This window comes from Collinsella sp. LCP19S3_D5 (assembly GCF_052121415.1).
Lineage (GTDB): Bacteria > Actinomycetota > Coriobacteriia > Coriobacteriales > Coriobacteriaceae > Collinsella.
On the sequence record NZ_JBQKEH010000009.1, the window covers coordinates 1 to 21021 of the forward strand.

The following is a 21021-nucleotide window of genomic DNA, read 5'->3' on the forward strand; positions in this document are numbered from 1 at the left end:
CGCCCGGTCCCGTTCCGAACCCGGAAGCTAAGCCCCATCGCGCCGAGAGTACTGCGGGGCCAGCCCGTGGGAGGCCAGGGCGCCGCTGACCGGTGGACGGCACCGAGCCGTGCGCTTGGACTGGGAAGGGGGAGGCCTCGCGGCCTCCCCCTTTTTTGCGCTATATACAAGCTGTGCCTTGTGAACGGACTTTTCCTTTGACTCTCTTACTGTTTGGCTGTTTTTTGAACCGTCGCTTTGTATTTGCGCGATAATTACTCGCATTGACGTTAGGGAGGGCTTGATGTTTACCGTTTTCGTTTTGGGCAATATTGCTTCGGGTAAATCGACTGCCTGCCGCTTTCTGGAATCTCGCGGAGCCCTGCTTATCGATTTAGACGTTCTTGCCAAATCGCTGTACGTGCCGGGGTCGGATATCGTCAATGCTCTTGCTGAAGAGTTTGGCTGGGATATTTTGGACGATGATGGCGGTGTTCGACGTAACGTCCTCGCTTCTCGAGCTTTTGTTTCTCCCGATACGGTTGCAAGGCTCAATAGTATTGTGCACCCCGCTCTCATTGAGCAGCTTTCGCTGAGGATTCTCGATCCTGTTTGCTGTACGGTCTCGTCTCCCCGCTATCCCTTTGCGGCGGTCGAAGTATCTGCTCCGACTGGCTTTGAGGACGCCTTTGGCCTTGCGGATGAAATTATGGTTGTTAGCGCTCCTTTAGCGGTCCGTCGCGAACGCGCTATTCACCGTGGTATGGTGCCATCCGATTTTGATGCTCGCTGTGCTTGCCAACCCGATGAGTCTTCGCTTTGCAGTCTCGCCACGACCGTGATTGATAACGCAGCGGGCGACAGCTCGCTTTTTGAACAACTGGACGCGTGGCTTGCTCGCCATGGCCTTATGGTTGCTATGGATAAGGGGACGACAGATGCCTAAGACGCGTTTCTTTACGTGGTATCGCCTTGTGCCGCTGGTTGTCGTTTTCGTCTTTGGCCTTATCTCGCTCGTTTACTCGTGTGCTCCCGCCGCTTTCTTTAAACCGTTCTATCCGATCGACTATGAGGCGTATGTAAAGCAGTCCAGTATTTCGCATAATCTCGATCCGTATCTGGTGTGTGCCGTCATCAAGTCGGAATCAAACTGGGATCCCGAGGCGGAATCAAACCAGGGCGCCCAAGGTCTCATGCAACTTATGCCCGAAACCGCTCAGGATATGATCGCTAAGGGCCTTGTCGACGGGGATGAGTATTCTGCCGATAACCTGAATGACCCCGCTTCGAATATCGAATTTGGGTGCGCGTACCTCTCGTACCTGCTGACATATTTCAATGGTTCGACGGATAGCGCTATTGCTGCTTACAATGCCGGAATGGGCAATGTCGATGGGTGGGCGCAGCAAAACACATCGCTCCACAACGCGATTGCCTTTCCTGAGACGCAAGCCTATTTGATTCGTGTCAATAATGCCTGGATTCGCTATAAGACCCTCTATCCGGACCGGTTCGTATAGGACTATGCTTGCCGCCTGCGTATACTGCAGATGTATGAGTTAGGAGTATCCATGGCGGATTTTGAAGTTGAGCGTGTTGGCGGAGAGCTCAAGCGCTTTGGCGTTGAGGGCTCCGAGGTACCGTTTGAGGTCGTGTCTCCCTATGAGCCTGCAGGTTCCCAGCCAAAGGCCATTGAGTCGCTTGTGCAGGGTGTGAGGGACGGAGACCGGTATCAGGTTTTGCTTGGCGTGACCGGCTCGGGCAAGACCTTTACCATGGCCAAGACCATCGAAGCTCTCGGTAAGCCAACGCTGGTCATGGCTCCCAACAAAACCCTCGCCGCCCAGCTTGCGAGCGAGCTCAAAGAATTCTTTCCCAACAACGCCGTGGTCTACTTCGTCTCGTACTACGACTACTATCAGCCCGAGGCATATGTGCCGCAAAGCGATACGTATATCGAGAAGGATGCTTCGATTAACGAAGAAGTCGAGATGCTTCGACATCAGGCGACCGCCTCGTTGCTTTCTCGACGCGATGTGATCGTCGTTGCTTCGGTGTCCTGCATCTATGGCATCGGCTCTCCTGAGGACTATGCGGGGCTGGCGCCGAATGTCGACAAGAAAGTACCGCTCGAGCGCGATGACTTTATCCATGCGCTCATCGACATTCAGTACGACCGGAACGACTATGACTTGGCGCGTGGCACCTTCCGCGTGCGCGGTGATGTTGTCGATGTGTATCCGCCCTATGCCGAGCATCCGTTGCGATTTGAGTTCTTTGGCGATGAGGTCGAGCTTATCGCCGAAATCGATGAGGTTACCGGTGAGATGCTTCGTGAGTATGAGGCTATTCCCGTGTGGCCGGCATCGCACTATGTGACCGAGAAGCCCAAGGTCAAGGCGGCCTTGAAGTCAATCAGTGAAGAGTGCGAGAAGCGCGTCGCGGAGCTCAAGGCGACCGACAAGTTGCTCGAGGCGCAACGTCTACAGCAACGGACCGATTATGACCTCGAGATGCTCGAGACGATGGGCTTTTGCAACGGCATCGAGAACTACTCGCGTCATCTGGACGGGCGTAAGCCGGGCGAACCGCCGTTTACCTTGATTGATTACTTCCCCAAGGACATGCTCTGCATCATAGACGAGAGCCACGTGACGGTGCCACAGATTCGCGGCATGCACGAAGGCGACCGATCGCGCAAAGTTACGCTTGTTGAGCATGGTTTTCGCCTGCCCTCGGCGCTCGACAATCGCCCGCTTCGTTTCGATGAGTTTGAGGCGAGAATCCCCCAGTTCATCTATGTTTCGGCAACGCCGGGCGACTACGAGCTGCGGGTGAGCCAAAACGACGTGGAGCAGATTATTCGTCCGACCGGCCTGCTCGATCCCAAGATCGACGTGCGTCCCGTTCGCGGTCAGATTGACGATCTTGAGGACGAGATTCGCGAGCGTGTTGCCCGCAAGGAGCGCGTGCTGGTGACCACGTTGACCAAGCGCATGGCCGAGGACCTGACCGACCATCTACTTGATGCGGGCATTAAGGTCAATTACATGCACTCTGATACGGCGACAATGGACCGTGTCGAGATCCTGCGAACGCTGCGCGAGGGCAAGATCGATGTTCTCGTTGGCATCAACCTGCTTCGCGAGGGCTTGGATCTTCCCGAGGTCTCACTGGTGGCAATTCTCGATGCCGATAAGGAAGGCTTCTTGCGCAACCGCCGTTCGCTGATTCAGACGATTGGCCGTGCGGCCCGTAACGCCGATGGCGAAGTCATCATGTATGCAGACGTTGTGACCGATTCGATGAAAGCGGCCATCGAGGAGACGCGGCGCCGTCGCGAGATTCAGATGGCATATAACGACGAACATGGCATTGTGCCCAAGACAGTGCGCAAGGCCATCAACGACATCTCAAGTTTTATTGCCGAGGCCGAAAAAACTGTGGGCTCCAAGGGACGCTCGAAGGGCGACTCTCTTGGCCATGGCGCATTCTATACGCCCGATGAGTCGGGCGAGGGCGGTGTGCCGGAAACGGTGGCGCCCGAGCAGACACTTGCGGAGCAGTTGGAAGAACTACCGCATGACGAGCTTGTGCGGATCGTCGAAACCATGGAAGAGGATATGCGTAACGCTTCTGCCGCCATGGACTTTGAGGAGGCGGCGCGCCTGCGTGATGCTGTCGTTCAGATTCGGGCGATGCTCGAGGGTGCGTCTGAGGACGAGACGATCGAGCGCTTGCGTTCGCAGGCCCGCAAGGGTTCCACGTTCGCATCGGGCAGAAAACGACAGGGTGCACGGTTTAAGAAATAGCGAACAGGCCCCGAGCTCCATAGGGAGCTCGGGGCCTGTGTCTTTTGCGCGCTGGAATTCGTTCGCTAGAGGTCTGCGATCAGGGCTTCGGCACAACGGATACCGTCGGTGGCCGCGCTCATGATGCCTCCGGCATATCCAGCTCCCTCACCACAAGGGTAGAGGCCCGGGGTCGACACGGCATGGCACGTTCGGTCTCGGGTGACAGTGACCGGTGAGCTCGAACGAGTCTCCACGCCGGTAAGAACGGCATCGGGGCGGTCGTAGCCCCGTAGCTTTTTTCCGAGTAGGGGAAGTCCCAGGCGGAGCGACTCGACGATATGCTGCGGTAGGGCTTCGTCAATTGCCGTCCAGGTCACACCGAGCGGATAGGTGGGCTTTACCTTTCCGGGCGCCTTGCTGGCGCGTCCTGCGAGGAAATCTCCGACGAGTTGTGCCGGTGCGTTCCAGTTGGAACCGCCCAGGCGATAGGCGGCCGCCTCGCAGGCGCGCTGGAGCTCGATGCCGGCGAGCGGGTCATCGTCGGGAAGGTCCTCAGGCGTGACGTTAACGAGCAGGGCGGCATTTGCGTTACGGCCGTCGCGGGCATTGAGGCTGGCGCCGTTGACGCACAGGTGGCCCTGCTCGGAAGAGGCGGCGACAACCTGCCCGCCGGGGCACATGCAAAACGAGAACACGCTGCGGCCGTTGGGAAGACGGGCGACGAGTTTGTAGGGGGCTGCTCCGAGGGCAGGATGTCCCGCCGAGGCTCCATATTGGGCTCGGTCGATGTCGCGCTGCGGATGCTCGATGCGAACGCCCATGGCAAAGGTCTTTTGTGCGAGGGCCACGTTGTGGTCCTTAAGGAGTTCAAAAATATCGCGAGCAGAATGCCCGCAGGCGAGGATGAGGTGCTTTGTCACAATTGGCTCGTAAGCGGCGTCTTGGGACGATTGGACATCAATACCGGTGATGGCGCCAGACGCGTCGATGCGAATGTCGACGAGTTTTGTTCGATAACGGACGACACCTCCGAGCTGCTCGATGCGCTGGGATATAGCGGTGACAACCGTGGGAAGGATGTCGGAGCCAATGTGCGGCTTGGCATCCCACAGAATATCGCGGGGCGCACCTGCCTCGACGAAGGTTTCGAGGATAAGGCGATGGGCGGGATTTTTTGTTCCCGTATTGAGCTTGCCGTCCGAGAAGGTCCCCGCGCCGCCCAGACCAAACTGAATATTGCTCTCGGGGTCGAGGATGCGCTCCTTTAGAAAGAGGTCGATCGCCTGCGAGCGGCGAAATGCCGGGTCGCCGCGCTCGATGAGCAAGGGCTTCAGACCTGCTTCGGCAAGGGTGAGTGCGGCGAAAAGGCCGGCGCATCCGGCACCGACGACGACGGGGCGCTCTTTGGGTGCGCCGGAAACGGGGGAGGGGAATGAAGATTCATCGTCTTCTATCGCGCGTACGCGCGAGCGGTCACGCTCGGCAACGCTGTCGACCGCTTCTCGCTCGAGGTGGGGACTAGTCAGCTCAACACGAAAGCTCAGGATAAAATGGACGTCTCGTTTTTTGCGAGCGTCGATTGACTTGCGGTGGAGCTCGATGGACTTGATCTCGGAGTCCTTGCAACGTAGGACGCGCTTGGCGAATCGCTTGCCAACAATGAGGCAGGCATTTTCATCGCCGGCTTCATCGAGCGACGCGTTGACTTGGGTGAGTTCGATCATCGAGGTCTCCTTAGAGGCAAGAAAGGGGCCGTCCGGTATCCCAGGCGGCCCGAATGCGTTTTTGATTATAGACTGTGCGGCTACAGGCTGCTTGCAGCGCGAATGCCCGAGATCCAGGCCCACGCAAGGTTAAAGCCTCCGCAATCGGCGTCGATGTCGAGCGCTTCGCCGCAGACGTAAAGCGGGGCGTCGACAACGCTGCGCGCGCGTAGACTGGGTGTTGAGATGCTCTCGACAGATACGCCACCCCGCGTGACCTGCGCCGAGCGCTCCTCGGCTGTTCCCTCGACGAGCAACTTAAAGTGCTTGAGGATCGAGACCAGGTGGATGACATCGTTGGAGCCTGGATGGCACTGCTCGAACGCTGTGCAGACGACGCGGGAGAGTTGCGGGGCGAGCATGCCGTCGAGCCAACGGGGATCGCGGGGCGAAAAGCCGCCGAGCAGCTCAACGCGCCGGTTAAGCATATCGAGCAACTCGTCTTTAGAGAGGTCGGGGAAAACGTCGAGCAGGATCGTATCGCCGCGCTGGATACGACGGGAGAGGTTGAAGACAGCGACGCCAGAGATACCGAAGGTTCGAAACAGCACTTCACCGTCTTCGTGCCAGAGCTCCCTATGGTTTCGGGTGAGCGTCAAGCGGGCGCGGACGCGCAGACCATCCAACGTCTTGAGTGCCGCCCGATCGCCAACGACCGTTGCCGATACGGGACAGAGGATGGGGCGCAACGAAGTGAGGGGGAGGCGAAACGTATCGGCGATACCGGTGGGGTTGCCACCCGTGGCGATAATTACGGCGCGCGCCTGCAGGGCCTCGTTCTTGCGAGGGACATCGGCGAGTGCCTTCCGAAGCGAGCGGAGCTCCGATTTTCGGTCGTCGTGCTTTTTTGCCTTGAGCGCCCGCGCTGGACGGTTTATTTGGAGTGCCCAGCCTTCGGAAGCTTTGTGCGCCGAGGCAACGTTGGCCCCGCAGATTAAGGTGATACCTAGGCGGTCGCAAACGTTGAGAAGCGCGTCGCGCACCGATTCGGCGCGAAGCGAGCGCGGGTACAGCCGGCCTTCCTCGGAGGTTGTCATGATGCCCAGCGAGGAGAAGAAACCCATAAGCTCTTGCTCGGGCTGGGGGCTCATGACGGATTCAACGAATGCGGGGTGGTTATACCGCTGAGGATCAATCGATTCGTTGGAGAGGTTGCAGCGACCGTTTCCGGTCGCAAGCAGCTTAAGGCCGCACGCGACATCGCGCTCAACGATGCAGACGCTTTTACCCGCGCGTGCGGCCGTAATGGCGGCGGCGAGGCCTGAAGCCCCGCCGCCGATTACCAGGACGTCATAGAAGGCGCTCGTGTTCACTTAGGCCTCGTCGGTCTCGTGCGGGGCAATGGCCTCGACGGCAGAGACGGCCTGGGGCAACATGCCGTCGGGCAGCGCGGTCTCGACCTCGCCCTTATCGCAGGCCTCGGCGAGTGCCGGATTAATGGGAAGCTGGCCCAAGATGTCGAGGTTATAGCGCTCTGCGACCTCGGGGAGCTTGCTCTTGCCAAAGACCTCGATCTTCTTGCCGCAGTCGGGGCACTCAATATAGCTCATGTTCTCGACAATGCCCAGAATGGGGACGTTCATCTTCTCGGCCATGTTGACCGCCTTGGCGACAATCATCGAGACCAGATCCTGCGGGCTCGTGACGATGACGATGCCGTCGACGGGCAGCGACTGGAAGACGGTGAGCGCGACGTCGCCTGTTCCCGGAGGCATGTCGACCAGCAGGTAGTCGATGGGGCCCCACGAGGTCTCGCTCCAGAACTGCCTAATGGCGCCTGCGATGACCGGACCGCGCCAAAGGACGGGGTCGGTCTCGTTTTGGAGCAGCAGGTTGGAGCTCATGACCTTGACGCCGTGCTCGGAGATTTCGGGCAGCATAAGGTTGCCAAGGGCATGGACGTGGCGTCCGCTCATACCGAACATCTTGGGGATAGAGGGACCGGTGATGTCGGCATCGAGGACGCCGACCTTGTGGCCGTGACGGGCAAGCTCGGTGGCGATGGCACCGGTGACAAACGACTTGCCGACACCGCCTTTGCCGGAAAGCACGGCGATGACGCGTTTGACCTCGGACAGCGTGTTCTCCTCAAATTGCGACGGCGACGTTTGTCCGCCGGCGGCCTGTGCGTGCTCGCAACCCATGTATGACTCCTTTGTATATGTTGGGGCCGGGGCCCCGTGATGTGACACGAGCGTCATTGTACCCTCGTTTGCGAGCGGGAGTCATTTGTGATGCATTTGGGCCGAGCGTGCTTGCAATACGATGGGCCCAAGCGAATGAGCGGGCTTACTGAACTTTGCTGGCGAACTCGAGGTATTGGATGCGCTGCAGCTTGTCGATCGTCGAGGCGTATGGGCTGTCTTCAGATTCCAAGTCGTAGCGCAGCCCGTCGGCACCAAGATAGCCGGCGACATTGATGGTGGGCACATCTGACCTTGTTGCAAGCAGAGCCTTTTGATAGTCGGTGAGCGGGGCGCCGATCTTATTAAGGGTAATGGCTGCAATCTCGTTTGCCCCGACGGTGTCGTAGACGTTGAGCTCGGTATTACCGGCGATTTCATAGTTAGCCCAGACGAAATAGGTCGACTGATAGATACGGAAAGCGTGGCTTGCCGTATCTTCCTGAGGGTGCAGCTCGTCGTTGAGAGTCGTTGCGGCGCTCGGCTGATGGTCGCCAAAAAAGACAAGGACAACCGGTCTGCCGATATTGCGGAGCTCGTTGATAAAGTACTCGAGGTCCCGGTCGGATGCGTTGATGCAGGTAAGATAGGTATTGAGCGCGCTATTGGCGCCCTCGCTGGCTCCCTCGACCCAATAGTTTGTCAGCTCCTCGGCGGGAACGGTGCCATAGTCGTAGCCGCCGTGATTTTGCATCGTGACGTCAAAGATGAACTGCGGGGCTTCGTCGGTTCTAAGCAGGTCGAGTATCTTGTCGTAGGTGGCGTAGTCGCATACGCCGGCATGGTAACAGGGCGCACCTTCGAAATCGCCGATTGAAAGAAAGTCTCCAAAGCCCAGCTGCTGATAGATTTTATCTCGATGGTAGTTGACGGGGTTTTGCGGGTGCATAGCGGTAGCGGTATACCCAAGCTCCTTAAGGTCCTTTGCCAGGCTGCTGACGCCATTCATCTGATATAGCTGATAGGGGATTTTGCCTAATCCGACAAAGGCCGTTGTCGCTCCGGTCAAAAATTCGAATTCGGAGTTCGCCGTTCCGCCACCGGCGACCGAAGCGAGCATGGTGCCGCGAACAAGTGTGTCGGGAAGCGAGTTGTAGAATGCGGGGCCGGTGTACCCGGCCGCCTGGAGCTGCTCAAAGCACGAAAGGTCGCTAAAACTCTCGTTCATGACGGCAACAATCGTCGGCTTGATTTCATTGAACTGGGCAACGGCCGCCGCGCGCTGCTCGCTCGAGCCATACGTGCTGTCGTAGGTGGCGGCGAGCTCCTGCTCGATGCTCTGCGCCTCATCGGGCGTATAGTCTTCGGGCTTCTCAATGGGCAACTCGTTGACCATTTCGGTGAACGAAGTGATAAAACCCTGAGACGCATACGTGGTGATGGGCTGCCAACGGTCAAATCCAAAATTCAGCGCCTGCTCCAAGTCGATGCTGGAAAAGCCCGAGAGCCCCACAACGGTCACTAGCAGAAAAGCGCAGAGGTTAGCGGCGATTGCGGGGAAGACATGGGTGGGCGTACGGAGCTTTCTCGGTCGGATAAGCGAAAGAAGCCCCAGGGAAATCTCTAGCAGGGCTAGAGAGGTTACGATTCCGGCGGTAAAGGTAAACTCGTATCCCTCGCTCACTTCCATTGCGGTGCCAAGGGCCAAGATATCGCTTGGCAGGATGGCCTCGCCTTTAAACGTTATGACGAAGTGCTCGGCAATGCCAAGGATGCAACAGACGACGGGCACGAGGACCATGACGCCTCCATGACGCTGTCCCAGCAAATAAAGGGAGAGCAGAACCGTCGCGAGCAGCCCGACGGAAAACCCGAATGAGTTGGCGGGAATGCGATAGAACGTTTCGTTGCAGGCAATTTCGAGTGAAACGAACGAGAGCGCTGAAACAGCGGCGATGACAAGGATGTCACGGCAAATACAGGCAACCGTTCCCGTCGCAAGATCGGTTTGGTCGATAAGTCCCGAAACCAAGGGCTCGACAAGAAGTATGACGGCGGCGGCACCGAGCGCCGAATAAGAAAGGACCCATAGGGAACTGCCCTCATTTACGAGCAATTGATTCGTAATCCATGCAGCTACCATGCCGAGCGGGATGAGGAGCGTCGCGCACCAAAAGACGCGGGCAATGGGCGGCTTTTCATTGTGTTTGATTGAAAAATACACGCGCACGACGACGGTGGCCACGATAAGGACGGCGATGAATATGGGCAGATTGGCCATGTCACTCGAAGTGATTTCAGGGGGGATATCTTCGGTCATGGACGTTCCTCTGTTACAGCAAATTAAGTTCAGTATTAGATTACTGTAACCTTTCCACGGCATTTCGAGAAACAAAGCGCCCGATACGCAAAGCTAAAGGTCTGGGAATCTTGTATTACGAACATCTGTGCGCGTCGAGTGCGCTAAACTCATCGGCAGTATGATTCGATGCAATAGGAGGCAAGGAGCTTCCATGTCTGATTCTTCTATCGTTATTCGCGGCGCTCGTGAGCACAACCTCCGTGATATCGATGTTTCCATTCCGCGTGACCAACTCGTGGTCATTACCGGTCTTTCTGGCTCGGGCAAGAGCTCGCTGGCATTTGACACTATCTATGCCGAGGGCCAGCGTCGATACGTCGAGAGCCTTTCGAGCTATGCGCGCCAGTTCTTGGGCCAGATGGACAAACCCGACTTGGATTCAATCGACGGCCTTTCGCCGGCGGTGTCGATCGACCAAAAGACGACGTCTAAAAACCCTCGCTCGACGGTTGGCACCGTAACCGAGATTTATGACTATCTGCGCCTGCTGTTCGCCCGTGTGGGCACCCCGCACTGTCCCGAATGCGGCCGCGTCATTGAGCGCCAGACGACCGACCAGGTTGCCGACAAGGTCTTGGCGGCGGGGGAGGGTCGCCGCGCGTTTGTGCTGGCACCGGTGGTGCGCGGGCGAAAAGGCGAGTACACCAAACTGTTTGAGGACCTTCGTGCCGAGGGCTTTAGCCGCGTGCGTGTCGACGGTGAAGTGCGCTCGCTCGACGATCCAATCGATCTGGACAAGAAGTTCAAGCACGATATCGAGGTCGTGGTCGATCGCATCGTGATCCGTGGGAACTCTCTGGGCCGTATCGCCGAGTCTGTTGAGCAGGCGACCGCGCTGGCTCACGGCAATGTAAATGTGTACATGCTGCCCGATCGTGATGCTCCCGAGGGGACCGAGGGCGAGCTGCTGGAGTATTCGTTGGCCTTGGCGTGCCCGGAGCATGGACACTCCATTGACGATCTTCAGCCGCGTGATTTTTCGTTTAACGCTCCCTATGGCGCATGTCCTGAGTGCGACGGCCTGGGCTTTAAGAAAACCGTTGATGCCGAGGCGCTGATCGAGGACCCCTCGAAGTCCGTTGCCGACGGAGTCTTTGGTAGCCTGTTTGGCAATTCGAACTACTACCCGCAGATTTTTGCTGCGGTCTGTAAACACTTTAAGGTAAGCGCCGATACGCCGTGGGAGGACTTGCCCCCTCGCGTGCGTCGTGCATTCTTGGATGGCCTGGGCGATACGAAGATCTCGGTTGACTACCAAAAGCTCGACGGACGTCGTAGCCAGTGGGATACCAAGTTTTCGGGCGTTCGCAACATCCTGTACGAACGCTATACCGAGACGACGAACGAGAACACCAAGGCGCGCTTGGAGAAGTACATTCGCGAGGAACCGTGCTCGAGCTGCCACGGCGCTCGTTTGCGCCCCGAGATGCTCGCCGTCACCGTGGGCGGCAAGTCCATTTACGAGGTTTGTTGCCTGTCGTGCCGTGAGTCGCTCGAGTTTTTTGAGGGCCTGGAGCTCACCGAGCGCCAACAGTTTATCGGCGGGCGCATCGTCAAGGAAATCCTGGAGCGCTTGCGTTTTCTGGTCGATGTTGGACTCGACTATCTGACGCTCGATCGTGCCTCGGCGACGCTTTCTGGTGGCGAGGCGCAGCGTATTCGCCTGGCAACACAGATCGGCGCCGGCCTCATGGGTGTCCTGTACATTTTGGACGAGCCATCGATCGGCCTTCATCAGCGCGATAACGAGCGCCTGATCAAGACCCTTGAGCGTCTGCGCGATATCGGCAATACCGTCATCGTCGTCGAACACGACGAGGACACGATCCGTGCCGCCGACTACGTGATCGACATGGGGCCCGGCGCCGGCGTCAACGGCGGACACGTAGTCGCGGCGGGAACGCCTGCCGATATCATGGCGTGTCCTGAGTCGATGACGGGCGCTTATCTGACCGGCAAACGAATGATCCGGGTGCCTGATGAACGGCGCAAGCCCGGTCGCGGCTGCCTTAAAATTACGGGCGCTCGAGCTAACAACCTCAAAAACGTTACTGCCAAGATCGAGTTTGGTACGCTTACGGTTGTTACCGGCGTGTCGGGATCGGGCAAGAGCTCCCTGGTTACCGACACCATTGCGCCTGCCCTTACGAATGCTATTCACCGTTCGACGCGCCCTGTGGGTCCGTATAAGAAAATCGAGGGCATCGAGTGTATCGATAAGGTTATCGATATCGACCAGTCGCCGATTGGCCGCACACCGCGTTCCAACCCTGCTACCTATATTGGCCTGTGGGATGATCTTCGCGCGCTGTTTGCGAGTACGCCGGAGTCGAAGGCGCGCGGCTACTCGCCGGGTCGTTTTTCCTTTAATGTGAGTGGCGGGCGCTGTGAGGCGTGCAAGGGCGACGGACAGATCAAGATCGAGATGCACTTTCTTCCCGATATCTACGTTCCCTGCGAAGTTTGCGGCGGTAAACGCTACAACCGCGAGACACTCGAGGTCACCTACCGTGGCAAGACCATCTCGGACGTGCTCGACATGAGCGTCACCGAGGCGCTGGCCTTCTTTGGGAATATCCCGCAGATTAAGCGCAAGCTTCAGACTTTGTATGACGTTGGCTTGGGCTATGTGAGTTTGGGGCAGCCTGCCACGACGCTTTCGGGCGGCGAGGCGCAGCGTGTGAAACTCGCCAAGGAGCTTCATCGACGCCAGACGGGCAAGACGTTCTATATTTTGGACGAGCCGACGACCGGCCTTCATTTTGAGGACGTCCGCCAGCTGCTCGATGTGCTGCAGCGCTTGGTCGATGCGGGCAACACGGTGCTGGTGATTGAACACAACCTTGATGTCATCAAGGTTGCCGACCGCCTGATCGATATGGGTCCCGAGGGCGGCAATGGCGGCGGAACCGTCGTGGTCTCGGGTACGCCGGAGCAGGTCGCGGCATGTTCGCAGAGTTACACGGGCAAGTTCTTGGCACCGCTGCTCAAGCGCGACCGCGAGCGCCAGGCACAACTCGACGCCCAGTAAAGAGACGCCGTCGGACGAGAAGCGCCACCGATTCCTTTCGATTCGGTGGCGCTTCTGTGTGTCGAGATGACGTATGCGGCTAAATTGGACATATACTTAGGCGTTACGTTCGAATGCGAGGGAAGGGACATGCCATGGCAAAGGCTGCAAAGACGCCGAAAACCAATGCGATGCGCGAGCTGGAAAACGCCGGCATCTCCTATATTCTCCATACGTATGAAGACGATGGCGATGAGTCGGTGGGTTTAGGCGTTGCAATTTTGGAACAACTTGGCGAGGAGCCTGGCCAGGGGTTTAAGACCTTGGTTTGCGTGACGCCGTCCAACGAACACGTTGTGTGCTGTATTCCCGTTGCCGACGAGCTTGACCTAAAGGCCGCAGCGCGCGCCGCTGGTGAAAAGTCGCTGACCATGATGCATGTCAAGGACTTGCTTGCCGCGACGGGGTATGTCCGGGGCGGCTGCAGTCCAGTCGGCATGAAAAAACGCTTTCGGACGCTGATCGATGAGACATGCGTCCTTTGGGATACCATTTTTATCTCAGGCGGTAAGCGTGGCTATCAACTTGAGCTTGCCCCCGACGACTTAGTTGCATTTTGCGGGGCGACGGTTGCCCCGATCACGAGAGAGGACTGAGCGATGCCGCAGGAAGAATCGAAGCGCGGAGCTCACTTTGCAAAGGGTTCGGCTTCTCAGACGCCCGCGCCTGAGGCTTCTTCGGTCGATGACCAGATTCGAAACGCTTGGTCCGTTGCTGCAGATCCAGGGGAGACGGCTGTGTATTTGCGTGCCGCCGGTGCCGGTACGGTGCCTCCCCGTACGATTCTCTCTTCGGCTCGTCCCGATGAGACGGCGGTGTTTTTGGCCGCGGCTCAATCCCGTGCCGGACGGATGCCTGACGCCGGGGCGTCTCGTGCGCCGCGTCCCGATGAGACGGCGGTGTTTTTGATGGCGGCTCAGGGAAAGGGCGCACTGCAGGGTGTCCCAGCCAATCGTCCCGCGAGGCCTGCAACCGACGGTGATGGCGAGCGGTTGCTTTTGGATGACGAGTGGTCACCGCTCGGCTCGACCGATCCGGTCGAGGGCGTTGCTGTCGACGACGATGATTGGGATCTATTGTCGTTTTCTGGTCGAACCGCTGCCGCCAGGGAAGTTGACACGGTGTTTGGTAATAATGCCGTAGCTAACGATGACGCTTCGTTTGACAGCGATGTCACGCCTGTTGACGGAGCTTTTTCTGCCGATGATGCCGTTTTGGTCGACGACCCCTTCGCGATAATCGATGAGCCTGATATCGAGGTTGATTCTCGACAACACACTGAAGTCAGCCCCCAATCACAGGACGACGTAGATGATATGGGCTCGTCGGACTACTCTACGGTTGGCCGTTCTGCCGGCCTCATGACTGCACTGACCATTGTGTCGCGTGTCACCGGGTTTATCCGTACTTGGGCTATGGCTGCCGCCATCGGCATGTCGCTGCTCTCGTCTTCCTATCAGGTCGCCAACAACCTGCCCAATATGCTCTATGAGCTCGTGATGGGCGGTATGTTGGTTACCGCCTTTTTGCCGGTTTACATGGGCGTGCGTCGCGAGCAGGGTCGCGACGCCTCAAACGAATACGTAGGTAATCTGCTCGGCATCCTGCTTTTGCTGCTGGGCGGCATTTCGGTGTTGGGCACCGTGTTTGCTCCGGGCTTTATCTGGACGCAGTCGTTCCTTTCGGGCGATGGCGGAAGCATGGATACCGCTGCATTCATGTTCCGTTTCTTTGCCATTCAGATTTTGTTCTACGGCTTGGGCTCGGTGTTCTCGGGCGTTCTTAACGCGCATCGTGACTACTTTTGGTCGACGTTCGCCCCGGTACTCAACAATGTGATTGTCATTGCGAGTTTTATGGGCTTCGCTCCCGTATCTGCCTGCTTTGGTGAGCGGGCGGGCGTCGTTTTGATTTCGCTCGGCACGACGCTTGGCGTTTTTGTCCAGATGGCGTGCCAGATTCCCGCACTCGGTAAGCATGGTGTCCGGCCTCATATTCATATCGACTTCAAGGATCCTGCACTGCGACAGACGCTCGCGCTCGGCGTCCCGACGTTGCTCGCTACGGTATGCATGTTCGTGTCGACTTCCATTACCAACGCAGCCGCGCTGGTGGTGCAGCCCGAGACCGGTCCTTCTGTAATTGCCTATGCGCGCCTTTGGTACACACTGCCTTATGCCTTGATAGCCGCCTCGCTCTCGACGGCGCTTTATACCGAGCTTTCGCACGATGCCCAGGAAAAGGATTATGACAGCGTGCGCGCTGGTATCTCGCGCGGCGTGGCCCAGATGCTCTTCTTCCTGATTCCTTTCGCGCTATATCTCATGGTGTTTGCCCGTCCGCTCAACATGATTTATTGCGCCGGCAAGTTCGACGAGTCGGGTGTGGCGCTTGTGTCCGAGTTTCTGGTTTATCTGGCGCTCTCCCTGCCGCTCTACGGCGTGGTCGTGTTGATGCAGAAGAGCTTCTCGGCGCTGCTCGACATGAAGCCCTATAGTCGCTATTGCCTATACTCTGCCATCGGTCAGGCTGGTTCGGTTCTGCTGTTTGGTGTGGTGCTGGGCTATGGCATGCCTGCGATTGCGATGTCGTATGTTGTCGACTATGTTATTCTGGTCGGCTGTTCGCTGTGGTGGCTGCGTCGTCGCCTGCAGGGTCTTCAGGTTAAATCTATTCTGCACGGCTGCTTCTATGGCCTTTTGCTCGGCGGCCTGGGTGCCGCAGCGGGTGCCGGCGTTTTGTGGGCGCTCGAGAGTTTTGTCGGAGCGCTTGGCGGATCGATTCTTATTACCTTGGGCTATGTTTGCATCGCGGGCATGGTTTCGCTTGCCGTGACTTTTGGCCTTGCCGTCCTTCTTAAGATGCCTGAGGTCTCCGCGCTTCTTCGCCGCAGGTAGGCAGTCGTGGCAGGTCATGACAACATTCCAACGCTTGCCGAACAGGTTTCGCGTGTGCCCATGCAGCCTGGCTGCTACCTTTGGAAAGATGCCAAGGGCGATGTCATTTACGTTGGCAAGGCTAAAAATCTGCGCTCGCGCATGCGTCAATATGTGACGCTGCAGGACGAGCGCCAAAAGATTCCACTGATGATGCAGCTGGTTGCGAGCTTTGACTATATCGTTGTCGAGAACGAGCACGAGGCGCTGGTGCTCGAGCGCAACCTGATCGGTCAATACCATCCGTACTTTAATGTCGACCTTAAGGACGATAAGAGCTATCCCTTTATCGCTATCACCAAGAGCGATCTGTTCCCAGCTATTAAATATACTCGTGAGCGTCATAAGCCGGGAACGCGTTATTTTGGTCCCTATACCGACAGCCGCGCGGCGCGCGAGACCATTGATACGCTGCGCAAGGTAATCCCGATCTGCTCGGCTTCTTGTGCGGAATGGCGTCGATGCCGCCGTATCGTCGAGTCCCACAAGGGCGAAGAAGATATCGTCAATATGATTTGCGCTCAAAACGGGCGTCCCTGCTTTGACTTCCATGTTGGCCGCGGTCCGGGGGCATGCGTCGGTGCGATCTCTCCAACCGACTATGCTAAAAACGTTAAACGCGTCGAGCGATTTTTGTCGGGCCATCGTAAAGATGTCGTTGATGAGCTTACATCCGAGATGACGGACGCCGCCGAAGCGCTCGATTTTGAGCGGGCGGCGCGCGTCAAGCGTCGCTTGGAAGTTATTAGGGGCCTGGACGACCGACAGCAGGTCGTTTTTCCGTCGAGTGTCGATCTCGATGTGATTGGTTTCTATCGAGAAGAGACCATTTCGGCCGCCTGCGTGTTTGTTGTGCGCGAGGGGCGAACGGTTCGAACCTGTGAGTTCATTCTCGATAAGGGCCTGGATGTCGATGAAGAGGAGCTTCAGTCGGGCTTTCTCAAGCGCTATTACGACGAGACGGCTGATATTCCAGCCGAGGTGAACCTTTCCGTCGAGCTTGAGGATGCGGAGGCGCTAGGGGAGTGGCTTTCGGACAAGCGCGAGCGTTCCTGTCATCTCCATAGGCCTCAGCGCGGCGAAAAACACCGGTTGCTCGATATGGCATCTAAAAATGCGCGTCATGCCCTCATGCGTTATATGATGCGCACGGGATACGCCGACGATCGCACCAATCGAGCGCTCCTGGAGCTTGAGAGCGCCTTGGCGCTACCTGCGCCGCCAATGCGAATCGAGTGCTTCGATATCTCTACGCTTCATGGCACCTTTACGGTCGCCTCGATGGTGGTGTTTACCAACGGCCACGCCGACAAGAGCCAGTACCGCCGCTTTAAAATCCAGGCCGAATTGGACGAGGCGAACGACTTCGTTTCGATGTCCGAGGTTTTGGGGCGTCGCTATGCTCCCGAGCGGATGACCGACGAACGTTTTGGCTCGCGCCCCGATTTGCTCGTTGTCGACGGCGGCAAGCCGCAATTGACGGCTGCAATTAAGCAACTTGAGGCCCTTGGGCTCGATATACCAGTTTGTGGTTTGGCAAAGGCCGATGAGGAGGTTTTCGTGCCTTGGGACGAGACTCCTGTCGTACTTCCGACCGGGTCTGCGTCGCTCTATCTCATCAAGCAGGTGCGCGACGAATCGCACCGTTTTGCCATCACGTTCCATCGCGAATTGCGCGATAAAGCCATGACGGTTTCGGTACTCGATGACGTTCCAGGCGTGGGACCCACTAGAAAACGTGCAATTATGCGCCATTTTGGCTCGATGAAGCGGTTGCGCGCGGCGAGCGAGCAAGAGATCGCGGAAGTTCGCGGCATACCTGCCGATGTTGCCAAGGCGGTCCACGAGGCGCTCGTTGCATGGAATGCCGAGCGCGCCGAGGCCGCGGCTGGCCATTCCGATAGCTAAACACGAGCATAAACAACTGATATACATGATTGCGCGATTTTCAACCATTTATTTCGCCATGATTGCCTGCTGGTTTCGGGTTTTATTAACGCTAAAACGTTTGACTAACCCAAGCGAAAACCCTGCTATCCTGCGGGTTGACGAAGACTGATATCTCACCTCGCCGATACATACTGTCTGCTGTATCGTTTGTCAACGAATTCGGTGAACGGTAGTAAATACCGTTCAAGCGTATGTATGTATCGGTCGCCGAGCGCGGCACCTCAGTTGGGTTTGTCGGTAGGTAAGGTATATATCGTCCGCAAGTTGCGCGGGGGCAAGTTTAGGTGCTCCCGGGTAAGATTCTCTATTGATAGGAGAAGACATGGCCATCATCAATAAGGGTATGTCCAGGCGTTCGTTCCTTGGCCTCACCGGCAGCGTCGCTGCTGTCGCCGGCTTTGGTCTCACTGGCTGCGGTGGCAGCTCTAGCGACGAGGGTTCCGCTCCCGCCGATTCCGCCAACCGTGGCGGCGGCGTGATCACCGCCGGTTCCGCTTACGCTCCGTCCAGCTTCGACCCCGCCAGCACCGGCTCCGCCGTGGGCCTGGGCGCTAACTGGCACGTCGTCGAGGGCCTCTACGGCATCGATTACCACGACTACAGCACTTTCAACGAGCTCGCCACCGATGACCCCAAGTCCGTGGACGACACCACCTTCGAGGTCACCATCCGCAAGGGCGCCAAATTCTCCGATGGCACCGAGGTTACCGCTGACGACGTCGTCGCCTCCTACACCGCTTGCGCCGCTTCTGCCACCTACGCTCCGTTCTTCCAGCCTTTCGAGTCCATCGAGGCCAAGGACGCCAGCACCGTGACGGTCAAGACCAAGGTCCCCAACTTCTCCCTGCTCAAGGATCGTCTGGCCATCATTCGCGTTACTCCTGCCGCCCAGAGCGAGGAGGATCGCGCCAAGCAGCCGATCGGCTCCGGCCCCTGGATGTACGACTCTATCTCCGATACCGAGATCACCCTGGTTCCCAACCCCGAGTACAACGGTGAGTATGCTGCCGAGGATAAGAAGATCCAGTACAGCATCCTGACCGACCCCACCGCTCGCGTCACCGCTCAGCAGGAAGGCTCCACGCTCGTCATGGAGCTCGTTACCGCTGACGCCGTCGACCAGCTCGAGGGCGCCGGCTGCAAGATCGACAACGTCCAGGGCTTCGGCACCCGCTTCATCATGTTCAACGTCGCCAAGGAGCCTTGGAACGACGTTAAGGTCCGTCAGGCTGTCATGTATGCGCTCGACACCGAGAAGATGATCAGCAACACCTTCGCCGGCCTTGCTACCGCTGCCAGCTGCTACCTGCCCAAGAGCTTCACCAACTATCATGAGGCCTCCACGGTGTACAAGACCGACGCCAAGAAGGCCAAGAAGCTTATCGAGGAGTCCGGTATCACCCCGGGCGCCATTACCCTGCGCACCACCGATAACGAGCAGATCAAGGGTATGGCTGCCCAGGTCAAGAACGACCTCGACGCTCTCGGCTTCGATGTGACCATCCAGACCGATACTTCGCCGGCCACCTATGCTGCCATCGACGGCGGCGAGGCCTACGATATCCTCCTTGCCCCTGGCGATCCTTCCTGCTTCGGCGCAGACCCCGACCTGCTGCTCAACTGGTGGTACGGCGACAACGTCTGGATGCAGACCCGTTGCCCGTGGAAGGAGTCCGCTGAGTGGCAGAAGCTCCACGGCCTTATGGACGAGGCTCTTGCCGCCGAGGGCGACGAGCAGCAGAAGAAGTGGAACGAGTGCTTCGACATCATCGCCGACAACGCCGTTCTGTACCCCGTTGTCCACGTTAAGACCGTCTCCGCTTCCTGGAACGATCCGTCCACTGCGCCCAACGGCGAGGCCCTCGATGGCTTCAAGGGCATTGGCACGACGAGCATGTCCTTTAAGGGTGTCGCGACCGTCAAGGCGTAAGACTCGCTTGAGTCTATATGCAGGATGTCGGCCGTTGGGACCGTATCCTCATAGTTGAAACAAAGACCCGGGCGGCAACGATGTCGCTCGGGTCTTGTAATGAGTGTCCGTACTCATATACCAGTTGGTCCTACCGACAAAAGAAAGGGGAGAGAACGTGAACAACTTTCTACGTTTGATTGGAAGGCGTCTCGTGGCGCTGCCGATCATGGCATTGGGCGTCACCGTCCTGGTGTTCTTCCTTATGTCGTTCTCCAAGACCGACCCCGCCTACACGGCGTTGGGTGACGGTGCCTCGCCCGAGGCGGTTGCCGAGTACCATGAGAAGTATGGTCTGGACGACCCCTGGCCCGTGCGCTACGTGCGCTATATGGGCAATTTGATCCATGGCGACATGGGCACCTATGGTGCTGCTCGCAACTCCGTTGCCAAGCGCATCTCCACGGCCCTACCCGTCACGATGCAGCTGACCTTCATCGGTCTTGCCATCGGTGCGGTCGTATCGTTTTTGCTCGGCGTCATCGCGGCACTGTATCGCGATAAATGGCCGGACCAAGTGATCCGCGTCTTTTCCATCGCCGGCTTGGCAACCCCGTCGTTCTGGCTTGCCGTTCTGTTGATCCTGCTGTTCTCTTCCTACCTTAAGGTACTCCCGGCATCGGGTGCCCTGCCGCACTTCACCACGAATCCGGCTGGCTATCTGGGACGCATGATCATGCCCGCCATCGCCTTGGCATTTCCGCTGACGGGTCAGATGACTCGTATCGTGCGTACCGCCATGGTCGAGGAGCTCGACAAGGACTATGTCCGTATGGCTCGCGGCGCCGGCGTTCCCGAGAAGGTCGTCGTCGGCATCAACGTTCTTCGCAACGCGCTGATCACCCCGGTTACCACCCTCGGTCTTAAGATTGGCTATCTCATGGGCGGCGCCGTCGTCATCGAGGTCATCTTCAACCTCCCCGGCATGGGTACTGCGATCCTGCAGGGCGTTCAGGGCAACGAGGCGAACCTGGTTCAGGGCGTCGTCATCGTCGTTGCTCTTGCCTTCATCATCATCAACATCGTGGTTGACATGCTCTACCTGCTCATCAACCCGCGCATCAGGACGGTGTAG

13 protein-coding genes and 1 rRNA gene are annotated in these 21021 nt (G+C 57.9%); 10 read left to right on the forward strand and 4 right to left on the reverse strand.

Annotated features, from left to right (window positions below):
- The 4 genes from rrf to uvrB all read left to right on the forward strand — a co-directional run.
- Positions 1 to 91, forward strand: a 5S ribosomal RNA gene (gene rrf / locus ACTQXO_RS04980); the annotation flags it as partial.
- 192 nt (positions 92 to 283) lie between these two features.
- Positions 284 to 925 carry a dephospho-CoA kinase gene (coaE, locus tag ACTQXO_RS04985; RefSeq protein ID WP_441032777.1) on the forward strand — a complete coding sequence of 214 codons (642 nt, stop codon included), beginning with the start codon at positions 284 to 286 and terminating at the stop codon, positions 923 to 925.
- Positions 918 to 1499 (forward strand): lytic transglycosylase domain-containing protein, encoded by a 582-nt coding sequence (locus ACTQXO_RS04990; protein WP_441032774.1) that lies wholly within the window; start codon positions 918 to 920, stop codon positions 1497 to 1499. Before coaE ends, ACTQXO_RS04990 begins: the two co-directional genes overlap by 8 nt.
- A 51-nt stretch (positions 1500 to 1550) precedes the next feature.
- A complete protein-coding gene (gene uvrB / locus ACTQXO_RS04995) occupies positions 1551 to 3791 on the forward strand; it encodes an excinuclease ABC subunit UvrB (RefSeq protein WP_441032771.1) in 2241 nt (746 codons plus the stop codon).
- A gap of 65 nt (positions 3792 to 3856) precedes the next feature.
- Here the strand turns inward: uvrB and ACTQXO_RS05000 are convergent, their stop codons facing one another.
- From ACTQXO_RS05000 to ACTQXO_RS05015, 4 genes are all read right to left on the reverse strand, one after another.
- Positions 3857 to 5497, reverse strand: a complete 1641-nt coding sequence (locus ACTQXO_RS05000) for an NAD(P)/FAD-dependent oxidoreductase (RefSeq protein ID WP_441032768.1) — start codon at positions 5495 to 5497, stop codon at positions 3857 to 3859.
- Positions 5498 to 5577: 80 nt separating this feature from the next.
- A complete protein-coding gene (locus ACTQXO_RS05005; RefSeq protein WP_441038764.1) occupies positions 5578 to 6849 on the reverse strand; it encodes an NAD(P)/FAD-dependent oxidoreductase in 1272 nt (423 codons plus the stop codon).
- Positions 6850 to 7680: an Mrp/NBP35 family ATP-binding protein gene (locus tag ACTQXO_RS05010; protein ID WP_427718672.1), complete on the reverse strand. Its 831-nt coding sequence runs from the start codon at positions 7678 to 7680 to the stop codon at positions 6850 to 6852.
- Between the two features lie 145 nt (positions 7681 to 7825).
- A complete protein-coding gene (locus ACTQXO_RS05015; protein WP_441038763.1) occupies positions 7826 to 9979 on the reverse strand; it encodes an LTA synthase family protein in 2154 nt (717 codons plus the stop codon).
- 193 nt (positions 9980 to 10172) lie between these two features.
- On the opposite strand from ACTQXO_RS05015, the gene uvrA reads away from it, so the two are divergent.
- The 6 genes from uvrA to ACTQXO_RS05045 all read left to right on the forward strand — a co-directional run bounded on the left by uvrA (position 10173) and on the right by ACTQXO_RS05045 (position 21021).
- Positions 10173 to 13052 carry an excinuclease ABC subunit UvrA gene (gene uvrA / locus ACTQXO_RS05020; protein ID WP_441545511.1) on the forward strand — a complete coding sequence of 960 codons (2880 nt, stop codon included), beginning with the start codon at positions 10173 to 10175 and terminating at the stop codon, positions 13050 to 13052.
- Between the two features lie 134 nt (positions 13053 to 13186).
- Positions 13187 to 13687: a Cys-tRNA(Pro) deacylase gene (gene ybaK, locus ACTQXO_RS05025; protein ID WP_427718664.1), complete on the forward strand. Its 501-nt coding sequence runs from the start codon at positions 13187 to 13189 to the stop codon at positions 13685 to 13687.
- 3 nt (positions 13688 to 13690) lie between these two features.
- Positions 13691 to 15988, forward strand: a complete 2298-nt coding sequence (gene murJ / locus ACTQXO_RS05030) for a murein biosynthesis integral membrane protein MurJ (RefSeq protein ID WP_441038761.1) — start codon at positions 13691 to 13693, stop codon at positions 15986 to 15988.
- A gap of 60 nt (positions 15989 to 16048) precedes the next feature.
- Entirely contained in the window at positions 16049 to 17935 is a 1887-nt protein-coding gene (uvrC, locus tag ACTQXO_RS05035; protein ID WP_441545524.1) for an excinuclease ABC subunit UvrC, read from the forward strand.
- A 364-nt stretch (positions 17936 to 18299) separates the two neighbouring features.
- Positions 18300 to 19907 carry an ABC transporter substrate-binding protein gene (locus ACTQXO_RS05040; protein ID WP_427718660.1) on the forward strand — a complete coding sequence of 536 codons (1608 nt, stop codon included), beginning with the start codon at positions 18300 to 18302 and terminating at the stop codon, positions 19905 to 19907.
- A 157-nt stretch (positions 19908 to 20064) separates the two neighbouring features.
- Positions 20065 to 21021, forward strand: coding sequence for an ABC transporter permease (locus ACTQXO_RS05045; protein ID WP_370450641.1), 957 nt, complete (start codon positions 20065 to 20067; stop codon positions 21019 to 21021).